24 protein-coding genes and 1 pseudogene are annotated in these 25,439 nt (G+C 42.8%); 12 read left to right on the forward strand and 13 right to left on the reverse strand.

Annotation, left to right across the window (positions count from 1 at the left end; genetic code table 11):
* Window position 1 precedes the first annotated feature (1 nt).
* The 4 genes and pseudogenes from RB622_RS04465 to RB622_RS04475 form a co-directional block, all read right to left on the reverse strand.
* Complete coding sequence (locus RB622_RS04465) at window positions 2–169, reverse strand: hypothetical protein (RefSeq protein WP_308045320.1); 168 nt, start codon at window positions 167–169, stop codon at window positions 2–4.
* Between the two features lie 29 nt (window positions 170–198).
* Window positions 199–327: pseudogene (locus RB622_RS30300) on the reverse strand (DUF6934 family protein); the annotation flags it as partial.
* A gap of 22 nt (window positions 328–349) precedes the next feature.
* Window positions 350–1,216 carry a TraB/GumN family protein gene (locus RB622_RS04470; protein ID WP_308045321.1) on the reverse strand — a complete coding sequence of 289 codons (867 nt, stop codon included), beginning with the start codon at window positions 1,214–1,216 and terminating at the stop codon, window positions 350–352.
* Between the two features lie 99 nt (window positions 1,217–1,315).
* Window positions 1,316–2,908, reverse strand: coding sequence for a M28 family peptidase (locus RB622_RS04475; RefSeq protein ID WP_308045322.1), 1,593 nt, complete (start codon window positions 2,906–2,908; stop codon window positions 1,316–1,318).
* 195 nt (window positions 2,909–3,103) lie between these two features.
* Between RB622_RS04475 and RB622_RS04480 the strand changes: the two genes are divergently transcribed.
* From RB622_RS04480 to RB622_RS04515, 8 genes are all read left to right on the forward strand, one after another.
* A complete protein-coding gene (locus RB622_RS04480; RefSeq protein WP_308045323.1) occupies window positions 3,104–3,367 on the forward strand; it encodes a DUF4160 domain-containing protein in 264 nt (87 codons plus the stop codon).
* Between the two features lie 3 nt (window positions 3,368–3,370).
* Complete coding sequence (locus RB622_RS04485; RefSeq protein WP_308045324.1) at window positions 3,371–3,640, forward strand: DUF2442 domain-containing protein; 270 nt, start codon at window positions 3,371–3,373, stop codon at window positions 3,638–3,640.
* A gap of 213 nt (window positions 3,641–3,853) precedes the next feature.
* A complete protein-coding gene (typA, locus tag RB622_RS04490; protein ID WP_308045518.1) occupies window positions 3,854–5,668 on the forward strand; it encodes a translational GTPase TypA in 1,815 nt (604 codons plus the stop codon).
* 298 nt (window positions 5,669–5,966) lie between these two features.
* Window positions 5,967–7,241 carry a Glu/Leu/Phe/Val dehydrogenase gene (locus RB622_RS04495; protein ID WP_308045325.1) on the forward strand — a complete coding sequence of 425 codons (1,275 nt, stop codon included), beginning with the start codon at window positions 5,967–5,969 and terminating at the stop codon, window positions 7,239–7,241.
* Window positions 7,242–7,460: 219 nt separating this feature from the next.
* Entirely contained in the window at window positions 7,461–8,549 is a 1,089-nt protein-coding gene (locus tag RB622_RS04500) for an ATP-binding protein (protein WP_308045326.1), read from the forward strand.
* Between the two features lie 29 nt (window positions 8,550–8,578).
* The gene (locus RB622_RS04505; RefSeq protein ID WP_308045327.1) at window positions 8,579–8,878 is read left to right on the forward strand and encodes a Dabb family protein; all 300 of its coding nucleotides are present in this window, start codon (window positions 8,579–8,581) and stop codon (window positions 8,876–8,878) included.
* 228 nt (window positions 8,879–9,106) lie between these two features.
* On the forward strand, window positions 9,107–9,367 hold the full coding sequence (locus RB622_RS04510) for a hypothetical protein (RefSeq protein ID WP_308045328.1): 261 nt from the start codon (window positions 9,107–9,109) through the stop codon (window positions 9,365–9,367).
* 130 nt (window positions 9,368–9,497) lie between these two features.
* Window positions 9,498–10,883 (forward strand): sodium:solute symporter family protein, encoded by a 1,386-nt coding sequence (locus tag RB622_RS04515; RefSeq protein WP_308045519.1) that lies wholly within the window; start codon window positions 9,498–9,500, stop codon window positions 10,881–10,883.
* A 9-nt stretch (window positions 10,884–10,892) separates the two neighbouring features.
* Here RB622_RS04515 and RB622_RS04520 read toward each other — a convergent pair whose 3' ends face one another.
* The 9 genes from RB622_RS04520 to rocD form a co-directional block, all read right to left on the reverse strand.
* Window positions 10,893–11,651 (reverse strand): class I SAM-dependent methyltransferase, encoded by a 759-nt coding sequence (locus RB622_RS04520; RefSeq protein WP_308045329.1) that lies wholly within the window; start codon window positions 11,649–11,651, stop codon window positions 10,893–10,895.
* Entirely contained in the window at window positions 11,648–12,568 is a 921-nt protein-coding gene (locus RB622_RS04525; protein WP_308045330.1) for a glycosyltransferase family 2 protein, read from the reverse strand. The genes RB622_RS04520 and RB622_RS04525 overlap by 4 nt, the downstream gene beginning before the upstream one ends.
* Complete coding sequence (locus RB622_RS04530; protein WP_308045331.1) at window positions 12,565–13,662, reverse strand: DegT/DnrJ/EryC1/StrS family aminotransferase; 1,098 nt, start codon at window positions 13,660–13,662, stop codon at window positions 12,565–12,567. The genes RB622_RS04525 and RB622_RS04530 overlap by 4 nt, the downstream gene beginning before the upstream one ends.
* Window positions 13,659–14,048 (reverse strand): FdtA/QdtA family cupin domain-containing protein, encoded by a 390-nt coding sequence (locus RB622_RS04535; protein WP_308045332.1) that lies wholly within the window; start codon window positions 14,046–14,048, stop codon window positions 13,659–13,661. The genes RB622_RS04530 and RB622_RS04535 overlap by 4 nt, the downstream gene beginning before the upstream one ends.
* A 571-nt stretch (window positions 14,049–14,619) precedes the next feature.
* A complete protein-coding gene (locus RB622_RS04540; RefSeq protein ID WP_308045333.1) occupies window positions 14,620–17,718 on the reverse strand; it encodes an AAA family ATPase in 3,099 nt (1,032 codons plus the stop codon).
* 103 nt (window positions 17,719–17,821) lie between these two features.
* Complete coding sequence (locus tag RB622_RS04545) at window positions 17,822–19,348, reverse strand: GH3 auxin-responsive promoter family protein (protein WP_308045334.1); 1,527 nt, start codon at window positions 19,346–19,348, stop codon at window positions 17,822–17,824.
* Window positions 19,349–19,460: 112 nt separating this feature from the next.
* A complete protein-coding gene (locus RB622_RS04550; protein ID WP_308045335.1) occupies window positions 19,461–19,715 on the reverse strand; it encodes a GlsB/YeaQ/YmgE family stress response membrane protein in 255 nt (84 codons plus the stop codon).
* A 169-nt stretch (window positions 19,716–19,884) separates the two neighbouring features.
* On the reverse strand, window positions 19,885–21,276 hold the full coding sequence (locus tag RB622_RS04555; RefSeq protein ID WP_308045336.1) for a S41 family peptidase: 1,392 nt from the start codon (window positions 21,274–21,276) through the stop codon (window positions 19,885–19,887).
* A gap of 8 nt (window positions 21,277–21,284) precedes the next feature.
* Window positions 21,285–22,541 (reverse strand): ornithine--oxo-acid transaminase, encoded by a 1,257-nt coding sequence (gene rocD, locus RB622_RS04560; RefSeq protein WP_308045337.1) that lies wholly within the window; start codon window positions 22,539–22,541, stop codon window positions 21,285–21,287.
* A 333-nt stretch (window positions 22,542–22,874) separates the two neighbouring features.
* Between rocD and RB622_RS04565 the strand changes: the two genes are divergently transcribed.
* The 4 genes from RB622_RS04565 to RB622_RS04580 are packed head-to-tail and all read left to right on the forward strand — an operon-like array spanning window position 22,875 to window position 25,423.
* Window positions 22,875–23,606, forward strand: coding sequence for a phytanoyl-CoA dioxygenase family protein (locus RB622_RS04565; protein ID WP_308045338.1), 732 nt, complete (start codon window positions 22,875–22,877; stop codon window positions 23,604–23,606).
* Window positions 23,607–23,639: 33 nt separating this feature from the next.
* Window positions 23,640–24,113: a YciI family protein gene (locus RB622_RS04570; RefSeq protein ID WP_308045339.1), complete on the forward strand. Its 474-nt coding sequence runs from the start codon at window positions 23,640–23,642 to the stop codon at window positions 24,111–24,113.
* 28 nt (window positions 24,114–24,141) lie between these two features.
* Window positions 24,142–24,639 carry a GNAT family N-acetyltransferase gene (locus RB622_RS04575; RefSeq protein WP_308045340.1) on the forward strand — a complete coding sequence of 166 codons (498 nt, stop codon included), beginning with the start codon at window positions 24,142–24,144 and terminating at the stop codon, window positions 24,637–24,639.
* A 55-nt stretch (window positions 24,640–24,694) separates the two neighbouring features.
* Window positions 24,695–25,423 (forward strand): hypothetical protein, encoded by a 729-nt coding sequence (locus tag RB622_RS04580; RefSeq protein WP_308045341.1) that lies wholly within the window; start codon window positions 24,695–24,697, stop codon window positions 25,421–25,423.
* Window positions 25,424–25,439 lie beyond the last annotated feature (16 nt).

Genomic DNA, 25,439 nt, shown 5'->3' on the forward strand with positions numbered 1-25,439 from the left:
ACTATTTCTGTAACGGCAGCATATTTTTGGGAGCCGGATGCCGTTTTAAAAACGCAACCGCTTTTTGTTTTTTTTGTAGAAAAACGGGATCATTCGATACATCCGGGATTGTATTACTAACCTGGATCTCGGGTAAGACAACACTTTCTTTTTTGGTTATAGCCTTCATAATCAATTCGTTTAAGTCATTAAATTTAGCTATTTATTTGATAATAAGAAAGCTTCATAGTTTACTCCTGCGGTAAATAACTCCCACTTCATATCTACGTAACCCATTATTTTGTACGAATCAGTTATTTCCTGTAAAAATAAGGAAATCCCAATCTGATAAACACGAGTAAATTCGCAATTACCTCAAAATCGCCCGAACCTTATACCCTTCCTTTCTCAAAAGTGCAATAACACCTCTTTCGCCGCCCAAATGCGCCGCCCCGACCGCTATAAAAGTTGGCTTTTCGTGCACAATTTTATCAATACGGCTGATCCAGTTTTGGTTACGCTTAAAAAGCATCACTTCATCCTGTCCATCCATTCCAAATTCACTCTGGACCGTCAGATTATAGAGTCCCTGTAAATCCTGATTTTTGTATAATTCCACCAGGCCCTTAAATTCCTTCTTTGTTTCGGGTAATTTGTCGATCATCGTAACCAGCATACCCGCCTGACGCGCATAGGGAATGGTGTCAAAAATAGCCATCTGTTCCTCAATACTTTCCAGCCCGATTACTTCCGATTTTTGTTTCCCGGCAAGTCCCATCAAAGAAATTTCATACGATTGCGGCTCGCACCCAAGAATCCGGCCAAACAATGGCCCCATCATCATAAACGGTTTTGCCCGACCAAACGCCGCAATATCCATTTTAAGCGAATCTTTATAAAACTGGTTCAAATGTGCATAATCCTTTTCCGACAAGATTTCCATCAGCTTTTTATCACCGGCCATAAACATTGTTTTGGTCATCGCTGCCATAAGTCCCGGATCGTCCATATCAATTTCCAGTGCAATCTGCTCGGTTTTAGTCACCGCTTCTTTTAGTGAATCACTCAAAGAGAAATCAGCCGGGCAAATGAGATGAATGGTGCCAAAAAGATAGGAAGGTTTTGTAAGCCCTTTTCCCGAAATCTCCCACAACAACGATTTTTCAACAGGCGCATTTTGTGCAAAAACAGCTCCGGTTAATGAAAGAAGGCCAAGGACTAATGAAAGAATTTTCATATGTGATTTTTGTTAACGCATTTACATTTCAGCTAAAAAACAAAGAGACGCAAAGTTTTGGTTATTCTTTGCGTCTCTTTGCATTATAATTTAATTTTTCTATTCCTTGTGGCTATCCACTTTGATCCGGTCCTCACGGTTAACCAGTTCCCACGCGGTATGGAAAACGAGTTTTACAATCGGCGCCTGTTTGTCAAACATAATTTTCTCCACGTCGTCGCCCGGACGGTGATAATCCTCATGAACACCCGTAAAATAGAAAATCACCGGTATGTTTTTCTTGGCGAAATTGTAGTGATCTGAACGGTAGTAGAAACGGTTCGGATCTTTCGGATCGTTAAACGTGTAATCCAGCTTATAGTTTACATATTTCTTATTGGCCTCTTCACTGATCGCATGTAATTCTGAAGACAGCTTATCCGCGCCGATCACGTACACATATTTCGGCTCAGTTTTATGCGCATCATCAACACGGCCGATCATATCGATATTCAAATTGGCAATGGTGTTTGCCAAAGGAAGTAAAGGATTTTCCGAATAGTATTCCGAGCCAAAAAGGCCTTTTTCTTCCCCCGTCACATTCAGGAAAAGTATGCTCCTTCTCGGACCTTTTCCTTCCGCTTTCGCTTTGCTGAACGCCTCGGCGATTTCAAGCAAAGAAACAGTTCCGGAACCGTCATCATCGGCACCATTGTTGATTTCTCCGTTTGGTGAAATCCCGATATGATCCAAATGCGCCGATATTACCACAACTTCACCCTTCTTGTCCGAACCTTCCATGAAGGCGGCCACATTCTCAGTATCGATCGTTTCACTTACACGTTCAACCCTGAAAGCGATCGAGCCCGTCGACAATTTCGTCAATGGCTTTCCTGTTTTATTAATATCCGCTTTGATCCTGTTTAATTTCTGAGCAGACGTTTTCAACAATGATGCTGCAATATCGGGCGTCAACACGAAAGAAGCAATGCCGTTGGGCGATTCCTGAACCGGTTTTAAGGTTGGTGAACTGAAACGTCTTGCCATGACGGAGCGCTGACGAATTTCTTTATCCAGATCCTCACCGCTTTTATCCGTAACGATAAAGATATACTTGGCGCCTTTTGCCAAAGCCAGTTTTGCTTTTTGCTGCCATGAAATCGGTCCGCTCCATTTTGTTTTTTCGCCGGTCCCGCTTAAAAGATATTTACCATCCGCTGATTTAGGCTCTCCTTCAAAAATCAGCACCGATTTGTCTTTTACATCCAGATTGGCATAGTCATTGTAAGTTCCTTCTTCGATACCATATCCGGCCAAAACCACAGGCGTTTCCATTTCATCCGGTACGCTCAATAAGCCGTTGAGATAGAAATCCTTATTGAATTCATATTTCTTGCCATCAATCTTCACGTATACATCGCCAAAGCTGCGTTTGTACAACTTGTATTTCTGAAGATAAGATTTCGTGCCATCGCCATTATCCGCGATGGGCTGCAATCCATACGCCTTAAAATATTTTGAAACATATTCCGCAGCTTTTTTTTGTCCCGGCGAACCGGTATCCCGTCCTTCAAGGCTATCCGAAGCGATAATGACCAAATGTTTTTTTAGATCTTCCGGCGTGATGCTGGCTGCGTATTTTGTCGCATCATCCTGCGCATAACTCAACGTCGTGAGCGTCAGGAGCATTCCTGCGATTATGTTTTTATTCATGGTAGGAAAAAAAATGAAAATAGAATTCCTGCAAAGAAAACAAAGACAGCCACGAAAGCAAAATTCTTGTTATGCTTATGAATTTTTAATTACGGTGTGGTGTTAAAAATGCAGACTAATCTTGTTGTTTTTCGGCTCCCAAGTTCTTAACTTTAAATTGGTTAACTCTTATCACACACGCTAAAAAATTAGGTAATGCCAGAGATCAGCCGTTTCCTTGGTATCATAATCAGGATGTTTTTTGACGATCATAATCCACCGCGCTTTCATGCGGAGTTTCAGGATTTCAAAGCGATTATCGACATAAAAACGGCAGAACTGCTTGAAGAAGATCTACCGCCCAAACAGCTAAAACTGGTTCAGGCCTGGGCAATTATTCATGAAAAAGAACTATTGGAGAACTTTAAAAATCTGGGAAAAGAGCTAAAATCCTGGAATAAAATCGATCCGTTACAATAAATTATGCTTTACTACATCAAAGAAATAGTGTCTGTTCAAGACTATAACATTTCCTGTCTGTTTAACACCGGAGAGGTTAGAGTGGTCGAGCTGAGTGAGCTAATAGCAAAGTATAAAAAAATTAATGACGGGCTGATAAGCAATCTTGCCGACAAGGCGTATTTCAAATCAGTAAAACTTGACTCCTACGGTACACTGACCTGGGCAAATGGAGTGGATTTCGATCCCGACAACCTTTACAATATGTCTTCCCCGCAAATAGAAACCATCTAATATTTTCCTATACTTTTTGTACTTCTCTTAGCCTAAATGGCTTTTTTGAATTGTTAACAATAAAAAAATTGTAAATTACTGTTATTCAGCGAAAAAAGTCAGTATCTTTGCACCTTATTTGAGAAAGTTCAGCAAGAACACAGCATAGCGGCGAGCCAGGGGGCACCTATTACTGTGCCTGCTGTTAACCGTAAACAATTGACTTATAAAACAATGCAATCCATTCGTAACATCGCAATTATTGCGCACGTTGACCACGGCAAAACAACATTGGTCGACAAAATCATTCATGCTTCGAAGCTTTTTCGTGAAAACCAGGAATTCGGCGATCTGATTCTTGATAACAATGATCTTGAGCGCGAACGTGGAATTACTATCGTTTCCAAAAACGTTTCGGTACGTTACAAAGATTACAAAATCAATGTTATTGATACTCCAGGTCACGCCGATTTTGGTGGTGAAGTGGAACGCGTACTTAAAATGGCTGATGGCGTTTTGTTACTCGTGGATGCATTTGAAGGTCCTATGCCTCAAACGCGTTTCGTTTTAACAAAGGCGATTCAGCTTGGTTTGAAACCAATCGTTGTTGTTAACAAAGTTGACAAAGAAAACTGTCGCCCTGAAGAAGTTCAGGAAAACGTGTTCGATTTGATGTTCAACTTAGGTGCAACTGAAGACCAGCTTGACTTTACAACCGTTTACGGTTCTTCTAAACAAGGTTGGATGGGGCCTGACTGGAAAACGCCTACAGATAACATCACGTATTTGTTGGATACCATCATTTCACAAATTCCTGCGGCTATTATCCACCCGGGTACACCTCAGATGCAGATTACGTCTCTTGACTACAATGCATTCGTGGGTCGTATCGCGATCGGTCGTGTATTGCGCGGAACTTTGAAAGAAGGTGCCGTTATGTCTCTTTGTAAAGCAGACGGTGTTATCAAAAAAGTAAAAATTAAAGAGCTTCAGGTTTTTGAAGGTCTTGGAAGAGTGAAAGTAGCCGAAGTTGAAGCAGGTGATATTTGCGCTGTAACGGGTATCGAAGATTTCGAAATCGGAGATACTTTGGCAGATGCTGAAAATCCTGAAGCACTTCCACGTATTGCGGTGGATGAGCCTACTTTGAACATGTTGTTCACAATCAATAACTCGCCATTCTACGGTAAGGAAGGCAAATTCGTAACATCACGCCACTTGCGTGATCGTTTGTTGAAAGAAACAGAGAAAAACCTTGCACTTCGCGTAGAGGCAACGGATACTGAAGATAAGTTCTTAGTATTTGGCCGTGGTATTCTTCACTTGTCCGTTTTGATCGAAACGATGCGTCGTGAAGGTTATGAACTACAGGTTGGTCAGCCTCAGGTTCTTTTCAAAACAGATGAAAACGGACAGCGTCTTGAACCAGTTGAAACATTGGTGGTTGACGTTCCTGAATCGTCTGCTGGTAAAGTAATTGAATTGGCTACACAGCGTAAGGGTGAGCTTTTGATTATGGAACCAAAAGGAGATTTGCAGCATTTGGAATTCGAAATTCCATCCCGTGGTTTGATCGGTCTGCGTTCTAACGTATTGACTGCAACACAGGGAGAAGCTGTAATGACACACCGTTTCAAAAGCTTTGAGCCATTCCGCGGGCCAATTCCTGGCCGTTTGAGCGGTTCTATCATCTCAAAAGGAACAGGGATTGCAACCGGTTACACAATCGATAAATTGCAGGATCGCGGACGTTTCTTCGTTGAACCAGGTGAAGAAATCTACGGTGGTCAGGTTATTGGAGAGCACACGCGTCCAAACGATATCGTGGTGAACTTGCAGGAAGCGAAAAAATTGACCAACATGCGTGCTTCTGGTACGGATGACGGACTTCGTATCGTTCCTAAAATTAATTTCTCTTTGGAGGAATCTATGGAATATATCCAGAAAGACGAATATCTTGAAGTGACTCCGCTAAGCATGCGTATGCGGAAAATATATCTTGAAGAAAACGATCGTAAACGTTTCGGTGCTAAAATCGAAATGGTTTAATTTCAGATCACGATTTTTGAGTAAAAAGGGAGCACAAATTGTGCTCCCTTTTTTTGTATTTTTTTCATTCTTAATTTTCTCAAAAATCATATGAAAAATTTGGAGGTAATTGCTAAAACAACCGTATCCTTTCTTCATTCGCAATAACTTTGAAATAATATTTTTTTATCAATTTTTTATATAATTTCAAGACAGAACAGGTTTACAATTAAATATGTTGAAAAGGCGTATGTTTGTATTGTCATCAATAAGCAATTTATTAACAAACTTATTATCAGACATTTAATAGTAAATTAAAATGACTTATATAGAACCTGCTCCAATTAAGGACAAAGAAAATCCATTGGAGTCCATGATGCAGCGATTTGACAAGGCCGTAGCGCTTTTGGGAATATCCGACGAAATGTATCATATTCTCAAAGTTCCCCGCAAACAGGTCACCGTAGGAATTCCCGTCACAATGGATTCCGGCAAAATAAAAGTCTTTGAAGGTTATCGCGTCATACATTCTACCATTCTGGGGCCTAGTAAAGGCGGAATTCGCTTCGATCCGGATGTCAACCTGGACGAAGTGCGTGCGCTTGCGGCATGGATGACGTGGAAATGTGCCGTAGTGGATATTCCCTATGGTGGTGCCAAAGGTGGCGTGGCCTGCAACCCGCGCGAAATGTCTGCCGGTGAAATGGAACGTCTGATGCGCGGGTATACCATGGCGCTTTTGGACGTATTCGGCCCGGATCAGGATATACCAGCGCCGGACATGGGAACCGGACAGCGCGAAATGGCCTGGCTGATGGACGAGTATTCCAAAGCAAAAGGTATGACAATTCCGGCCGTGGTTACCGGAAAGCCATTGGTTTTGGGTGGGTCACTTGGCCGGACCGAAGCAACCGGGCGCGGTGTGATGGTTTCTGCACTGACCGGTATGGAGAAACTACGGATTAACCCATACCGCGCCACAGCTGTCGTACAAGGATTTGGTAACGTGGGTTCACACGCCGCGGCTCTTTTACGCGAACGCGGGGTGAGCATTCACGGCATCAGTGATATTTCCGGAGCTTATTTTAACGATAAAGGGATCGATATTACCGCGGCGATCGCCTACCGCGATAGCAACAACGGATCACTGGAAGGTTTCACAGGTGCAGAAGCGATTCCAGGTGACGACTTATTTACCATTCCTGTCGATGTTTTGGTGCCAGCCGCCAAAGAAGATGTAATCACCCGGAAAAACGTGGAAAGTATTCAGGTAAAGATGATCGTGGAAGGCGCCAATGGCCCGACTTCTTTCAAAGCCGATGATATCATCAATGATAAAGGTATTATGGTAGTACCCGATATTCTGGCCAACGCTGGTGGTGTGACGGTCTCCTATTTCGAATGGGTGCAGAACCGCATTGGATACAAATGGACATTGGAACGCGTCAATCGCCGCACGGACAGGATCATGAAAGATGCTTTTGACAAGGTCTATGAAACCTCCCTAAAATATAAGGTTTCGCTCCGAATTGCGGCTTACATTGTCGCCATCGACAAGGTATCGAGTACGTATAAATATCGCGGCGGATTTTAAAATTACCTTAAAACACGCCCTGAACGGAGAAAAGCAACCCGCTTTTCTCCGTTTTTCGTTGTTATAAAGCATCCGAACATTAACTAAATGTTAATAAAGTTTCATCTTGCAGAGAAATTAAGATTCATTGCTTTCATAATGTTAACTTTATATATAAATCATATCGAATTACTGTAAAACGTATCAAATGTTTGCAGTTAAGAACACCATTTTACCCATATGTCGCTGAGTCCTCGTTTCATTGCCCTGATACTGGCATTTATTATTTCCCTGATCACGACAACCTTTTTAGCTTTTGTAGAAGGTGTTAACACCAGCATGCTCTTTGTCGTCGCCATTGCATGTTTTATTTCCAGCTTTTTCCTCGTGCTGTATACGATCGATATTATCGTTTTCCGGGAAGTGAATAAAATGTACCGCACCATTCACAAACTGAAAATGAAGGATTTTAATATGGTGCCCCGTAAAAGGCTTATCCGCGAGTCAAACCCGCTTAAAACCCTGAATGACGAGATTTTTGTTTACGTTTCTAAAAAACAAAAGGAAATTGACGAGCTCAAAAAACTCGAATTATTCAGAAGAGAATTTCTTGCAGACGTTTCCCACGAATTCAAAACACCCATTTTTGCAGCACAGGGCTTTATCCACACCTTGCTGGATGGCGCCATGGACGATGAAAATGTACGCGAGCGTTTTCTAAGAAAAGCCGCCAGAAATCTGGACAGTCTGGATGTCCTGGTGAAAGACCTGCTGGTACTTTCGCAAATGGAAACAGGCGACATTAAAATGAACATCGAAGCAGTAGACATGCTTCAATTAAGCCTTAACATTTTCGGACGACTTGAAAACATCGCCGCAGACCGTAATATTTCCCTGAAAGTAAAACCTGACGATTTAACAGAAGTATGGGTAAAAGCCGATCAGGACCGGATGCAGCAGGTTATGCTCAACCTTATTGAAAACGCGATAAAATATGGCAACGAAGGCGGAAAAGTTATTGTTCATTTCAATACAGGCAAAAAATATATCGAGATTTCGGTACGGGATAACGGCCCGGGTATTCCTCCTGAACATTTAACACGTATTTTTGAAAGATTTTATCGTGTCGACAAAAGCAGGTCGAAAGAGCGGGGCGGAACAGGTTTGGGACTGGCCATTGTAAAACATATCATCAATGCGCACGGAACCAAGATTGCCGTGATGTCCAAACCAGACAAAGGCTCGACTTTCACTTTTAAACTGGAAAAGTTGTTTCAGGGAACCGACGCCGAAAATGAAGAATCATTTACATCACAGACGAATTCATAATTCATTTACCAATACATAAATAATAACTCATGTTTGTACATAACGTATTTTTTTGGCTTAAAGAAAAAGAAAACGAAGAAGCGCAAAAAGCACTTTTTGACGGATTGAAAAAACTTGAAGCTATTGAATCCATTAAATCGGTTTACATCGGAACACCCGCTTCGACACGCAGACCCGTCATTGACGCGAGTTATGACTTCGCGGAAGTGATGATTTTTGACGATGAAGCCGGCCACGATGTTTATCAGGTTCACCCGCTTCACAAAAAATTCATCGAAGATTGTGCACACCTTTGGGAGAAGGTTGTAATCTACGACGTAGAAGCTTAACAAATATTCACAAAAAAGATATCCACAAGTTATCCACATCATTCATGTGGATAACTTGTGGATATCGTCTTTAAAACCGCGTTGAAATAACTAAAAATGCACTTTTATGGTTATTAACATGTGTGGATAACTTAAAACTATTTCTCACGTTCGTCCGCTTGTCCTCATAAGAAAGGTAATAATTTGTATTACTGTCGTTATACAAATAACAACAAAAACAAACTAACCATGAGAAGGATCAGAATTGCGGGTTTATACATTGGAATACTTATCGCAGCGATGAGCGTTTCATCCTGTGTATATCATTCGCGCCAGCCATATTACGATAACGGCTATGGCTATCGTCACCCGCCGCGTACGATCATTGTCAGGCCTTCGCCGCCTCCCCGCGTGGTTTATCGTGATCATTACAAACAAAAACGGCATCACGAAAGGCATAGCCACCGGTATCAAAACAGGGAAAGAAATAATAGGTATGGCCGCAACTAAACCGATAAATAACAAAGAGCCGGGCGAAATCAATCGTCCGGCTCTTTTTCTGAATAAACACCTGTCCCAATGACTGTCTACCTGTTTTTTGTTCGTAAAATTGCAATCCGATCTTTCCGATATTCTCAACATGCTGGCTTTTTCTATCGTTGCGTACTTATTGCTAAATCTGGGCATTGGCTTGTGGGCATCACGCAAAATTACAACCACGACCGATTTCGTACTGGCCGGTAGACAGTTGCCGCTTTTTCTTGCCGCTTCCGCAACTTTTGCAACCTGGTTCGGCTCGGAAACCATCATGGGCGCACCCACCGAATTTATAAAAAAAGGCGTTTTAGGTGTAATTGAGGACCCTTTCGGTGCTGCGTTGTGCCTGTTTCTTGTTGGAATATTTTTCGCAAGACGTTTTTATAAAATGAATATCATCACCTTTTGTGATTTTTTCAGGATACGTTACGGTCGTCCGGCAGAACTTTTGTCAGCCCTACTGATCATTCCCTCCTATTTCAGCTGGATCGCGGCCCAACTACTGGCCATGGGCATCGTTTTGAAAATAATTTTAGGCTGGTCCTTAACCGAATGCATTTTGTTAAGCTCCTTCGTGGTCATTCTTTATACCATATGGGGCGGGATGTGGTCTATTTCGATCACGGATTTTATCCAGACCATCATGATCATTGTTGGTTTGCTTGTGGTCGCCATCGTGTTGTATTTCAAAGTAGGCGGGTTTTCTCCGCTGATAAACGCTGCACCAAAAGATTTTTTCCGGGCTTATCCACAGTTTACTTTTAAAGATTCGGTGGAATATTTTGCAGCCTGGATAACCATCGGTCTGGGCTCCATCCCCCAACAGGATGTTTTTCAGCGCGTGATGTCGGCAAAATCAGCCGATGTATCGGTTAAAGCTACATTACTGTCATCGCTGATGTACCTGACCATCGCCCTACTCCCACTATTTATCGGACTTTGCGGCCACCATTTATATCCTGAACTTGGAAAAGGCGACCCACAAATGATCATTCCCAATATGGTCCTGCTCCACTCCGGGCTGCCATTGCAAATACTGTTTTTTGGAGCCCTGGTCTCTGCCATCCTGAGTACAACCAGCAGTGCTATTATGGCGCCCGCGGCGGTTCTTGGCGAAAATGTGATCAAATTTTTCCACCCGGAATTAAGCGACAAGCAATTGTTAAGAATAATCCGGATTGGCATAATCGTCATCACGGGCATCTGCATTTTCATGGCGGCCACGCGGGAAAGTATTTTTGAGCTCGTAGCGGAATCTTCCGCATTTAGCCTCGTGTCACTTTTTGTTCCGCTCGCGGCGGGTTTATACTGGAAAAACGCCAATCAGCTAGGCTGTATGCTTTCAATGATCGCCGGACTTATTGTCTGGCTTGGTTCGGTTTGGATTGATACAGAATATCCTCCTATGATTTATGGCTTGGTGGCCAGTTTTGGCGGTATGGGATTAGGCATTGTCATGCGTACCGAAAATAAGGAAGTTGCCGTTTGATTCCGGAGATTATTTTAATACTAAAAACAACGAACTCCCGAAAGGTGGCTTTGGCAAAAAAACACCTTCCATATCGGTGACGGTTTTTAGCATTCCATTAATAAAATCGCCGGGATAACTTACATCCGATTTTACGTCGGCAGTATTGATCTTCCCCGAACGTATCTGATAGCGCTGCCATGTCCTGACCAGCCAGATAGGCAGCGAAAGAAAAAAAGGCCAGTACGTATGATCAGCCATATGCAAACCTGCCGCTTTTGCATAACGAACGAAATCGCTGCGTACAAACCTTCTTGAACTGCCTACGGCCATATCGTGTATTCCCGAAAAAGCTTCAAAGGCATGAATGTTAATGATTACCAGACCATTCGGGCGAAGTTTTTTACGGAACGCCTGTAATGCCTGTACAATCTCATGATCAGTCAGGAAATATAGCACATCGTTACAGCAAATTACATCAAATGTTTCCCCATCACGGAAAGTATTGACATCCTTCAAATCACCAAAACTTACATCCAGATTTCTCGCTGTTGAAAATTCAATCGCATGCACCGAGTAATCAAAGCCCGTTAAAGACTGATAACCATCCGCACGCAAAAAAGACAAAAGACCGCCCGTTCCACAGGCTGCATCCAAAATCCTTACTTGTTTGTCGCTTTTAAAATGCTTTTTAATCTCATACAAAACCTTTCCGTGGAGGATCTGGTACCACCAGAGTTTTTGCTCCACGTCAAACATATTTTGATATTCCTGCGGACTGTCAATCATCGATCTGCACCGCTGTTAAATTTCACAACATATTGCGGCTGACCACTCTGGGCCATAAAACTCTTACCAATGTATTCGCCCAAAACACTTAACAAGGTACATTGTATCCCACCAATAAATATCAGAGAAGCCGTCACAACCTGCCAGCCCTTGGGGTCGGGGCCAATAACCCATTGGCCAAATAAAAACAGCAGGAGTACAAAACCAAACCCGAATAACCCGACACCGATTGGCATAAAAAGACGAATGGGTAGGGATGAATAGCAAAACAAAATATTCAGGACGAGGGAGATCAGCTTGCGCCACGTGTAATTGGAGACACCTGCTTCACGCTTTTCGTGCATGACCTGAACGGAACCAATATTACGCGTAATTCGGAAAATCAAACCGTCAATGTAAGGATAAGGTCCCTGGTATTTAATAATTTCCAGAACCACTTCCTTTCGGATCAGTTTAAAGCTGGACAGATACAAGCCCTTCGGTTTATTCAGTGAATAACCGGTAAACCAGTTCACAAGACGGCTCCCCAGGTTTCTGTACGCTGCATGCTGTTTTTTTGAATAATGGGTATACACAACGTCGTAATCCCCCTTTTCAGCCGTTTCCAGCAGCTTTAAAATCTCTTCAGGCGGGTTTTGAAAATCATCATCGATCATGACACAAAATTCGCCCTGCACCCAATTCAAACCGCACATGACGGCATTAAATTCACCATAATTACGTCGTAATGATAGAAACCGTACGTTGGGAAATTGTTTGGCTAATTGTTTGCATATCCTTTCTGAGTTGTCCTGGCTGCCATCGTTGATCATGACAATTTCAAACAAAATCCCCTGTAATGCCTGCTGCAATTTATCCACTAATAATGCGATCGTGGACTCACTGTTGTATACCGGTATGATGACGGATAATTTCATTTCTGATTCCCGAACTGGTTAACTGCACCAACAATATACGATATTTCCTCATCGGTAAGGACGGGATTGAGCGGCAGACTGATCACCTGCTGGTGAATGCTTTCCGTCAGAGGCAGCGACAAATGATTTATATCTGCGTAAGCCTTTTGCTTATGTACGGGCAGCGGATAATGCACGTTCGTCTGTACGCCCGACGCTCCCAGGTGCTTTATCAATGCGTTTCTATCCGGGTGCCTGACAACAAACAAATGCCAGGCATCCTCATCAATACGATCGTCAGGTGGTAAAATAAGGTTCTCCAATGTAATCCCGCTCAAATAACATCTTGCAATTTCCCTGCGCCTTTTATTTTCCGTGTCAAGAAAGGGCAATTTCACCCCCAGAATTGCAGCCTGAATTTCATCGAGACGGCTATTAACCCCCAGGTAATCATTCTTGTACCGTTCCTTTGATCCATAATTTCGCAAGTACATTATTTTCTCCGCAAGCGCCCCGTCAGACGTCGTTATGGCACCTGCATCACCCAGAGCCCCCAGATTTTTCGTAGGATAAAAACTAAAAGCCGTTGCATCCGCAATGCTCCCAACCTTCCGACCGTTGTACACAGCTCCGTGGGCCTGGGCCGCATCGGTAATCACTTTGAGGTTATACCGCAAGGCGATTTCATTCACCGCTTCCATTTCGCAACTCCTGCCGTACAGGTCAACGCAAAGAATGGCACGGGTTTCCGAAGTGATAGACCGCTCAATTTTTTGGGGATCGATCAGCATCGTATAGGGATCCGGCTCGATTAAAACAGGCACCAAACCTAAGTAACTAACCGGTAATAGTGAGGCTATATACGTATTGCCCGGAACAATGATTTCGCTATGGGCCGGAAAATCGTAGGCACGCAGAATAAGGCCGATGGCATCAAGGCCATTGGCAACACCAATACAATAAGGAGCACCGCAGTATTCAGCAAAAGCACTTTCAAAATCTTGTAATTCCCGTCCTAAAATATACCAGCCAGATCGTAAAACGCGTAATGAAACCTCCTCAATAGCTTCCAAATAAGGCTTATTGATTTGATTTAAATCCAAAAATGGGATCATAAAGAAACCTGTTGCGAGTAGTGTAAATAGGGTTCATCAATATAATCTGCCCGGTCGTAATATTCATTAGACAAAACCAGCAGAATAGAATCATTTGAAAATGAATCCATTACATGCCAGTCTTTGGGTTCAAGAATAAGGCAGCTCTTTGGATCATTGAGTATAAAATCCTCTTCCTGCTCGCCGTCATTACTGTAAACATGGCAGCTTCCGTGGATGCATATCAACGCATTCCAGGATTTATGATGTCTGTGGCCTCCGCGTTTCAGATCCGTGGCTCCATAAATGTAAAAAACTCTCTTGATAGTTCCCGGAATAACATGCTCAAAAACAGTCAGGTTTCCCGAATCGGAATTGAAAGTGTCCAGTTGTAATAATTTAGGCATAGGTGGGTTAAATTATATTTCGACATATAAATCAAGAGTTGTCCTTTCTGAGGGATTAGTATGTGTCAACTTCCTAAATTAATCTTATTTTATCTTTAATTGGTATTTATTTTAGCAAACGGTTACCAATTTATTTTTTTGCTTAACTGTTTTTATTGAATAAACTCCATTTCATCCAATAGTCAGCAAGCATAAATAACTTCACCGGAAATGGTTCCATTCATAAAATTCTGCTCCAACCCATACAATAAAGCAGTTAAAACAATGTTATGACCTCTGACGAAAGAAAGAAGCGGAAGCACCCACCGGAAGATCATATTTTCCCGTCGCACGTCAAAATCCATTTCTTTTTCATCCCATGCTCACTCAGATGACCCGTCAGTAAGGAATAAGGTGGAAAAGCAAGAAAAACAGAAACAAAGGTTGCAAAAATAACGTAACCAGTATTCCGACGATAGATAGGATTCTAGCCATCCTTCCAGCGCATGGTAAAATTCTCAAATAGCATGTTTGTCAGGGATGTAATATGAACAAGTCCGCTATAAAGATACCAGTTAACTTTTGACAATTCCTAGCCCCAGCTGGTTACAATTTTACTCCCCTCATCACTTTCAATAATTCTGAGATAGGTCTGTATTTCCTGCTGCAAATCTTCCACGTGGCTGATGATACCCACAATCCTGTTTTCCTTCCGAAGCGATTTTAACGTTTCAAAGACAGTTTGCAGGGCATTTTTATCCAGCGAACCAAACCCTTCGTCCAAAAAGAAGAAATTATGTTTCGACTCGTTTCGGATGTGAATATGGTCTGCCAGGGCCAAAGCGAGCGATAACGCAGCCTGAAATTTCTGTCCGCCGGAAAGCGTTTTGAGCAACCGCATATGTCCGCCGTTAAGCAAATCGCGCACCCAGAAACTATTCCCCTCTCCCAATTCCAGATGCAGCTGCTGGTGTGTCATCTGATGGAAACGGTCATTGGCAGCATGTATCAGATTTTGCAGATAAATACTCGATGCATAATCCACAAACCCGCTCGAACGGAATAACCGGGCAAGGTCGTCCAGATGTTCTTTCCGAAGTTCCAGTCTGCCTTTTTCTTTTAGCAGTAATGCCTTTTTAGTAAGATCCTCAGCCATTTTCAGAAGCAAACCATCCAAACGGCCCTCTTCTTTTCGTTTGCTGTTCAAACTGGCCGTAAGTGTGTCCTTTTTTTCCAGGATCACGGTATGTTTTTCGGCATCATATACCTCCCCTGCATGTTCCTGCTGCAATGCGTCAAGATCTCTCCGGGTATTATTCAGCTCCGTTTTAAAATGCTCTATCGTTTTACGTTCCGCGTCGATGACAATCTGTTTTTCCAGCATACTATTCACCCATTCTTCCGATTCGAACCCATAGGTCGTCAACTGGTTTTGCAATGTCGCCTGTGTGCTGGACAGTTCACTACGATTCGCTTCCAAAGCCACGAAAAGTGTTTCCTGGCTTCCCGTTATCGTGTTTTTTTCTTTTTCCAGAATGTCCTGCTGCTTTTCCGTTTCCTCATACAAGCGGTTCAGTTCTTTATACTGACTTTTCAGGGTTTCGATCTTATCGATGATCGAAGTTTTTTCCAGTTCGTCAAAATCAGACAGCTGCACTTTCTCCAACTGATCCGTTAAAGTGCTGATTGTATTCTCAACTTTTAGAATTTCGTTTCGGAGATTTTGGAGCGGTTTTTCTATTTTCTCAACTTTTTCCAGCAGCTCGGCCTCAATTTTTGCGGCCATTGCTTTAATAGCCGCTTCGTTTTCCTTGATTTCAGCCTGATTTCTGGCTACATCTTCGAAATGTTTGTCAAAGGATTCCCGGTTATTTTTATCGAATTTCGCCCAGACAAAAGCCTGGTCATGCGCATCAATACGGATCTTAACGTCCTGCCAACGTTGTTTAATCGTACTTTTTTGTTTTTCCAGGTTCTCGATCTGGTTAAAAATACGTTCAACAGGCGATTGAAACTGCCGGATCGACTGCTCCAATCTGGTCAGATCACGGCGCTGATTTTCAATACTTTTAATTTCATCCAAAACAGAATCGTCCGCATGGAGTACGGCAGGGTGATGTTCCGAACCACATAACGGACAAGGTTTACCATCGTCAAGGCTATCAGCATATTGCTGCAACGCCAGCCTGGTATTGGCCTGAACCAATGCCTTGCTCAGATTTTCGCCGGCTTTCTCATTGCTCGCCAAATAATCCGAAATGCTATGCTGAATCATTTCCAGACTCGCTTCCGGTACGATCTTTAACGAAAATTGTTCATTCGCTTCTTCCGATTTTGTTTGAACTAACGCTTTTTGTTTTGCTATATCTGCTTGTAAATCATCCGCTTCTTTCTTGATGGCAGCTCTGCTTTCAACAAGGCTGTCCCAGGTGGTAAACCAAACCTTAATGAGACTCAATTCCTGTACATCCGACTGAACGGCCTTCTTTTTCTCGTTTTCCTCCTCCTTATCCTCCTTCTGTTTTTTTAATAACGTAATAACGGATTCTTTTTCTTCCAGCTTCAATTCCCCTCTCGTAAGCGCACCACGATTTTTTTCCAGCACAGTCCGGTTCTCCACAATCTGAATCACTTTTTCCAGCTCTTCGGCTGTGCCCAAAAGTTCTTCCCGTTTTTCGTATTGTGGCAGAATCCTGGTTAAAATTTCTTTTTGTTGCAGCAGCAAAGTTTTAAGTTCATCACTTCGCCCGGCATTTTTCGCATACGTCACCTCATCTCTTTCAATCGCAGCCTTATGGCTTTTTTTCCTGTCCAGTAATGATTTAAAATGCAGCGAACATAGCTCAAAAACCCGCAGCGTTTCTTCCCGCAATTCCATTTCCGGTTTATGTGATTCCAGGGAAGCGATCTGGGCACGGAAAAGCTGTAACTTTTCTGTAACCTGTTTCAGTTTCTGAAATTGATTTTCAAGTTCAGTCTGTTCGTTCAGCTCCACGCTCACTGCCTTGATCTGCTGACTTATTTCTTCTCTTTTGAGTTCCTCAGCGGTCACCATTTCGGGCGTTACTTCACCCAGGCTCATCAGCTGCCCATCGAGATTGGATAATTCCAGGTCGTTTTGCTTACTTAAAGTGCCTACTTTCCGGCTTAGGTCATACTTTTCCAACTGGAAAAGTTCTTTCATCATCCGCGTCCGTTCGGCGTCCTTTAATTCGATAAATTCCTGAAAACGTCCCTGCGGAATGATGATGGTCCGGCGGAAGTTATCATAACTTAATCCTATAATTTGCTCGGCATTCTCTTCATCAGGAAGCGGCACCCAGGCTTCGTCTGCCCATTTGTACGCTTTCCGCTCAAAAGTTTTAACTTCCTTGAAATTTTTGCTGTTTCTTTTGCCCTTCACTGTGAAACGGTACAACGCCGCACTTTTCCCGGCAACACACTCAAAATCAATCAATAGCTCATCCGACCTCAGATTCATCATATTGTAGGTACGATCGTCCCCCGAACGGTTCAACCTCTCGGTATCTCCATAGAGTGCAAAAGTGATCGCTTCAAGAATTGACGATTTGCCGCTTCCTACCGACCCGAAGATACCGAACAGCGAGGCATCCGTCAACGCATTGAAATGTATTTCCTGCTCCGACTGATAAGAATATAAACCTTTTATTTTGAGGTACCTGGGAATCATTTGGAGAGCTATTGGCTTTTAGGCGTTAGCTTTTAGCTGCTGACACCCGGTATAAATAATGTAAAAGGAGAATATAATATAGATTTAGTTCGTGCAGATTTGGCTAATCGCTAAGAGCCAACAGCGCTAACAAATCATCGAGATACACTCTGTCATTACTCAGTCTTGGTACTTTGTTTTGCCCGCCTAGTTTATTCCGTTTCCCCATCCAGTTGTAGAAGGTATTGGCAGGAGCAAAATGCACGACGGGAGGAAGCAGGGCCATATCTTTGTATCGTTTGGCGTCATAATCTGAATTCGCCTCCCGTAATGCGGCATCCAGCATACGACAAAATTCGTCACGATTTTCCGGTTCAATTGTAAATTCGATCACCCATTCATGGCAACCGCGTGAACCGTCGCCCATGTAAACAGGGCCTGCTGTATAATTGGCTACCCGCGCGCCGGTGCTTTCTGCGGCAACTTTTATGGCATGGTCGGCATTTTCAACAATAACTTCCTCGCCAAAGGCATTGATAAAATGCTTTGTTCTTCCACTCACTTTCAGTCGAAAAGGGTATTTCGAGGTAAATTTCACCGTGTCACCAATAAGGTACCGCCACAAGCCGGCATTGGTAGAAATCACAAGGGCATAATTTTTACCTACTTCTATTTCGTCCAGCAAAAGTGCTTTCGGATGTGGTTTACCCACTTCTTCTATGGGCAAAAACTCATAGAATATCCCATAATCCAGCATCAGCAGCATTTCTCCGACTTTGGAAAGATCATCCTGAATCGCAAAAAAGCCTTCGGATGCGCTGTAAGTTTCCAGATAAGTTACCTGATCGGATGGAAAATATTTCTTCTTAAATAACTCTCGGTACGGTTCAAAAGAAACGGCGCCATGTATAAACACTTCAAAATCAGGCCATACTTCCAGCATATTGGTTTTACCGGTCAGTTCGAGAATCTGATCCAGTAAAACAATGGTCCAGGTTGGCACGCCCAGGATACTGGTCACATTTTCCTGCGAACAGATAGAAGCCATTTTTTCAAGCTTGGTTTCCCAGTGGTCCATCAGCGCAACTTCCAGCGGCGGTGTTCGCATAAATTCACCCCAGGCGGGAAGATTTTGCATGATCACAGCCGACACATCGCCCACCTGTGTATAATCGTCAAAAGGATTGGCATGTAAAGTGCCACCGATTGATAAGCCTTTACCATCAAAAACCATTGTTTCCGGCCTGTTCTGGATCAAAAGCGTCATCATATCCTTGCCCCCTTCATAATGGCATTCTTCCAAAGCCTCAGGCGAAACGGGTAAAAATTTGCTGCGTGCATTGGTGGTTCCCGACGATTTTGAAAACCATTCAATCTGCGACGGCCATAACACGTTGGGTTCCCCTTTCAATACGCGCTCGATGTAGGGATATAATTCCTCATAAGAAGAGACCGGGACCTGATCCTGAAATTCTTTAATGGACTTTATCTGGCCATAGTTATATTTCGTTCCCCACTCGGTATATCGGGCCGTTTCGATCAATTCGGAAAATATACGTTGCTGGGTTTCAATCGGGTTGTTCATAAACTGCTCGATTCTTTCAAAGCGTCGCCTCAAAAACCAGACAGTCATATTATTTACCAGCTTCATATTAATCGGGTTGTTGATAAAAATTCGTTTCAGGAATTTGTCAAAAATAACAAAATAAATGGAGAGGGAATAAGATTGCAACCTTATTCCCTCTCCATTTCAGTAAAACAGACTAGGCCTTCGTACCAAACTTTCTATATAAAAACAGCAGTAACACGGCGCCTACAATGGCTATAAAAAGGCTCCCCATATTAAAGCCGTCAACGGTTCCAAAACCTAAAAAAGAAGATATCCAGCCTCCGACAACGGCCCCGGCTATCCCGATCAATACAGTTATAATAAAGCCTCCGGGATCTTTCCCCGGATGTAGCGCTTTAGCAATGGCACCGGCTATTAATCCGACAATAATCCAAGTCAAAATCCCCATAGTGTACTCTGTTTATAGTGTTAGAAAATGAGATACTTCTCTAATATTATAAAAAGTATACCGCATCCGGAAATTTTACCAGAATAATTGTAAAAAGATGTCTCTGCCAGTCACGCGCCGAACTCCAAAAGCGGAAACCAAGCTACTTCTTAAACAAAACAACTGTAAATTATTTATCAAAAAACATATTACTTCCCCCTGCCTTTCGCTCGATTGTAGACATGACGTCGTCAACAAATCCGGCCGTCCGCAATTGCTCCGCCTTTTGTCGCAGGAGTTTCGTTCCGGTAATGGTTTCCAGTGCCGACGCAAGTAAGGGATCTTTTGTATTGCCGTAAGGATAAAGCCGTAACCCCTCCCGAACTTCCATATCCGGCGCAAAACCCTTGTAATATTCCGACTGTTTGAGACTGTTGTAAGACCGGGTTACAATGGGTTGTAAACCCCACTTCACCTTGCCCGATTTATCACTCAACGTGATAGAACCGACATTTTTACCAACAGTCTTATCCCCGATCAGCGTGACCGTCATGTAGGGTTTCAGGCCGTTCACAAGTAGTTCACTGGCAGAAGCGGTTCGTGCAGATGTGAGAATAACGAGGTTATTAAGGTTAGCACCAATATTTTGACTTTTTGACGTAAACATTTCGTAGAAATAGTCCTTTCCGTATTCTTTTTCCAGGACAGGTGTCACGGTCTTGTTATATTCTTTCGAATAAAAAATATCGTTCGTCGTGATGCCTTTTCCTATCAAACTCGCCAGATTGGTGGCTGAGCTTACATACCCGCCCGGATTATAGCGCAAATCCAGTACGAGCGCATTTACATTTTTAGCCTTAAATGAGGCAAAAACCTTATCCAGTTTCTGATCATATTCCTTGCCATCGCTGTTGTTTTTGCTGGAAAAAAACTGGTGGTACACTACGTATCCAATCATATGACTGCCATATTGAAAGGTAGTATCATAAAAAACGGGGTCTTCCTGAAATTCGATCGGCGTTACATCCCGTTTCGTCGTTGTTTCAACGATGGAATCCTTGTCATTAAACGCGCCCAAAGTATATTTTTTGGCATTGCCGGAAAAAATCAGCTCATAATAATTGGACGCTGTTAGCTGCTTTTCATCAATTCGGGTAATAATATCGCCTCTTTTGAAACCTGCTTTTTGAGCCGGAGACCCTGGCAGCGCATACGTTACCAGTCCGATGATATTAGAGCCGCCGGTTGGATAATAAAGCAGCCGGAATTCCATACCTGTGGTTTTTGAAACACCGCTCAGCTCGGCTTTCAATGCATCTGCGTCACGTTCGATCCAGGAAAATCGGTCCCCATCCGGCCGTGCGGCTGCATCGTATTTATAAAGCAGCGAATTAAAAAGTGCCTCAGGCTGTAAGTTCAGATCGGGATTGGCCGGTAGTTTATCGTTCCAGTAATACCAGGTTTTCATCTGATCAACAATCCATTTACTCGTTTCCAGGTCGGTAGCCGGATCCACATTTTTATCCCGACATGCCGTCAGAAATCCCGTAATCACAAACAGCAAGCATAGCCCCTTTTTCATTCGTCGATTTAATTTGTTGTCAAAAACACTTCTTCAATGATATCACAGGCGGCATTCATTTGTTCTTCTGTAATGACCAGCGGCGGCGCAAAGCGGATCTTGTTTCCGTGCGTAGGTTTACATAACAACCCTTTATCCATCATTTTGTAACACAAATTCATAGCCGTCGGGCTTTCTTCCATATCGTTGATCACAATGGCATTCAACAGTCCTTTGCCTCTTACTAACGATATCAGGCTGCATTTCTGCTGCAAATCCGAAATTCTTTTTCGAAACAGCTGTCCCATGATTTCCGCATTTTCAGCGAGGTTTTCGTCCTTAACAACTTGCAAAGCGGCGATTGTAACGGCACACGCCAACGGATTTCCACCATACGTTGACCCATGTTCGCCGGGTGCGATCGTCAGCATAACCTCGTCATTCGCAAAAGCCGCGGAAACCGGCATCGTTCCACCGGATAAGGCTTTGCCTAGCACGAGAATATCCGGTTTTACATTTTCCCAGTCGCAAGCCAATCTTTTTCCCGTGCGGCCTATCCCCGTCTGAACTTCATCGGCAATAAATAACACGTTGTATTGCGTACATAAATCACGTACGCCCTTCAGATAGCCTTCCTTAGGAACCACTACACCAGCCTCACCCTGAATCGGCTCGACCATAAAACCAGCGATATCCGGGTCATTTTTAAACGTATTTTCAAGCGCTTCGAGATCATCGTAAGGAATAATGATATAACCAGGCAAAAACGGGCCATAATCGTCCGTACTCGACGGATCAGTTGACGATGAGATGGCAGCCAACGTACGCCCCCAGAAATTCCCCGACGCATAAACGGTTTTTGCCTTACCCGGCGCTATACCTTTCACCTTATATGCCCACTTCCGGGTTAATTTCAAGGCTGTTTCACCGCCTTCAACACCCGAATTCATCATCAGCACTTTATCATATCCAAAATATTCACACAAAAACTTTTCGCATTCGCCGAGTTTGTCGCTGTAAAAAGCACGGGAAGTTAACGTCAGTTTTTGAGCCTGTTCGATCATCGCACCGATAATTTTCGGGTGACAATGTCCCTGACTTACCGCACTGTAAGCAGATAAAAAATCAAGGTATTGTTTGCCTTCCACATCCCATACATACACGCCGGAACCTTTGGAAAGCACTACGGGCATCGGTTTATAGTTGTGCGCACCGTATTTTCCCTCCAATTCCATTGCATGCTGTGTAGCTTCAAGAGCAGCCATCGTGTCTGTATAGTTTGTCATTATTATGTACGTTTAAGCGAATCCATTCGATTTTAATAGTGTAAAAATACAGAAATTGAGTGTTTTTAACGCAGATAATAATGTAACAAAAGAAAACAGTCCCGCTTAATCAGCTAATATGTTATACGGAAACCTTTACAACCCGATTTGTTACCCTGGAATGCAGGCAGCTGTAACTTTCAACAAAAATCCATACGATCCGTCAGGAAATTTCACATGAGAAAATATTAGAAAAACAAACGAATATTTGTATGTTCCGACCTATCATACCAATCCCTCATACTTGTAATCATTAAAATGAACCGTCCCCAATACTAAATCTCAGCCGATTTTATGACAATAAATTTTGACCTCGCAGACAAAATGACCACCGATGGTTTTGCTGTTGTTAACAATGTTTTCGAAAATGAAGAAATTGAAGATTTGATTGAAGAGATTTCAAAGGCCGATCAAACGAAATCGACTTTCAGAAAATCCAGTGATTTGTTTGCTATCAGACAATTCCTAAAAGAAATTCCGACATTAACTGACAAGATTTTCAACAATAACTTAAAGCATATCATCACAAATTTTTTCGGAGGCGATTTCTTTATTGTAAAGTCAATTTATTTTGACAAACCTGGTAGCTCGAACTGGTTTGTACCATATCACCAGGATCTGACCATTTCCGTTGATCAAAAACTGGACACCAATGGTTATGGGCCATGGACGGTAAAGCAAAATCAATTCTCGGTTCAACCCCCGATAGACATTTTGCAGGATATTTTTACGATCCGAATCCATCTGGACGACACCAACATGGATAACGGTGCCCTAAAAGTTATTCCGCAATCACATTTGAAAGGAATTTACAAAGCAGAAACAATTGATTGGAACGTTGAGACTGAAACGATTTGTAACGTACAAAAAGGCGGGACCATGTTTATGAAACCATTGCTTTTACACGCATCGAGCCGAACCACGAACAATCAGAAAAGACGTGTCATCCATATCGAATTGAGCAGAAGTCAGCTAGCTGATAATTTAAGCTGGGCGGAGCTTATGTATACGAATCTTAATCCGTAAATTGTCTTTGTTTACATCCAAAATGACGTATCCATGAACAGAATTTACACCAGATTCCTGAGGACGATTGCTTTCATGCTGCTCCTCGCCATCCAGGCCAAAGCCCAAACCGCCAATCCTGCATACAATAAAACACTGGCAGATTCACTGGGCGCTGATGAGTATGGTATGAAACAATATGTGCTCGTCATCTTAAAAACGGGCAGCAACAAAATTGCGGATAAACAAAAAGTTGATAGTCTTTTCAGAGGCCATATGGCCAATATCAACCGGCTTGCTACGGCAGGAAAACTCGTCGTTGCCGGGCCGATGAAGAAAAACGACAAGGCTTATCGCGGCATTTTCATCCTGAATGTTAAAACCATTGAGGAAGCCAACGGTCTGCTCGATACTGATCCGGCTATCAAAGAAAAGTTACTCGAAGCCGAAACCTTTATCTGGTATGGTTCTGCCGCCTTGCCAATGTACCTCCCAAGTCATGAAAAGGTGGAAAAATTAAAGATCTGACACTGTCGGGATATCTCTGTTCAATGCTATGGAATATAAATACAGAATCGCCACCCATGAAGATATGGACGGTCTTCAAAAACTTGGTTTAAATGCTTATGGTCAGTTCAAAGAAGTTTTAACGGATGAAAACTGGATCAAACTACACGCCTCTCTCACAAATGAGAACATGTATCCCAACCTGCTTGCAAAATCAGTCTGTTATGTTTGCGAGACGGGTGAGGATATTATCGGTATGGCGTTTTTTATTTCAAATGGTAATCCGACAGATATTTTCCAGGCGGATTGGGCCTATGTCAGAATGGTTGGTGTTCACACGGCGTTCGGTGGGAACGGAATCGGGAAGAGACTGATGGAAAAATGCATTGAGCGAGCCAGAGAAACGGGTGAAAAAATCATCGCACTACACACATCCGAGTTCATGGATGCCGCCCGGCATATTTACGAAAACATGGGTTTTAAGCAAGCCAGACAACTGGAAGCAATGCTTGGCAAAAGGTATTGGCTTTATCTGCTGGAATTGTGATATATTTCCGGTTCATTCTGCGTTTTCGGATTAGAGAAAAATAACGATTTGCTATATGAGGTCAGCCAGTAAATATTCAATTCTGCTTTTAATTTTCCTATTTCCGCTGACATCCGCTTTTTCTCAAAAAGTACAGATCCAGATCGCTAGTCCCCGCGAGCTCAAAGGTCGTAAAGCCATTCTTTTAACCCGTGAAAAAGGCTTTGCCGCGCTTGTTCATTCCATCAAGCTTAACTCGGATATATTCAACCTGGAAATAAACCGTGATCTGGTGCCGGATCTTTATCAGCTGCACGTTTCCCAAATCAAAGGATCCTTGCTGTTTTTCCTTGAACCAGGCATTAAAATTACGCTGGATACAACGGATTTATCGCGCTCAAAAATAGTCAATTCGAAAAGTACACAGGAATGGAAGCAATTTGAGCAAGACATCCAGCAGCCGTCGGACAAAAAAATTGAACAATATACGGCCGGAGAAAAACGGGCACGCAAAGAAAAAAATGCCGATAGCCTTAACTATTGGGTTGATAAGCAGGCATTGGAAAAAGAGGATCTCGTGAAGAAAAGCGGTGAATTTATTACTACCCATCTCGACTCGTACGTCAGCCTCTATTTGTTAAAAATCAACTGGTATGCATTTCAGGGCAAAGGGGTATTTGAACAGTTGAACAGCAGCATGGCCGGACATAAAACCTATACTTTTTTAAAGGAAAGGAATAAAAAACTGGCAAAAACGGAAGCTTCGGAATCACAACACCTTAAAGCTTTAAACAAGGTTAAATAAGATCAAACCTCGGTCA

The organism is Dyadobacter sp. LHD-138, assembly GCF_030929615.1.
Lineage (GTDB): Bacteria > Bacteroidota > Bacteroidia > Cytophagales > Spirosomataceae > Dyadobacter.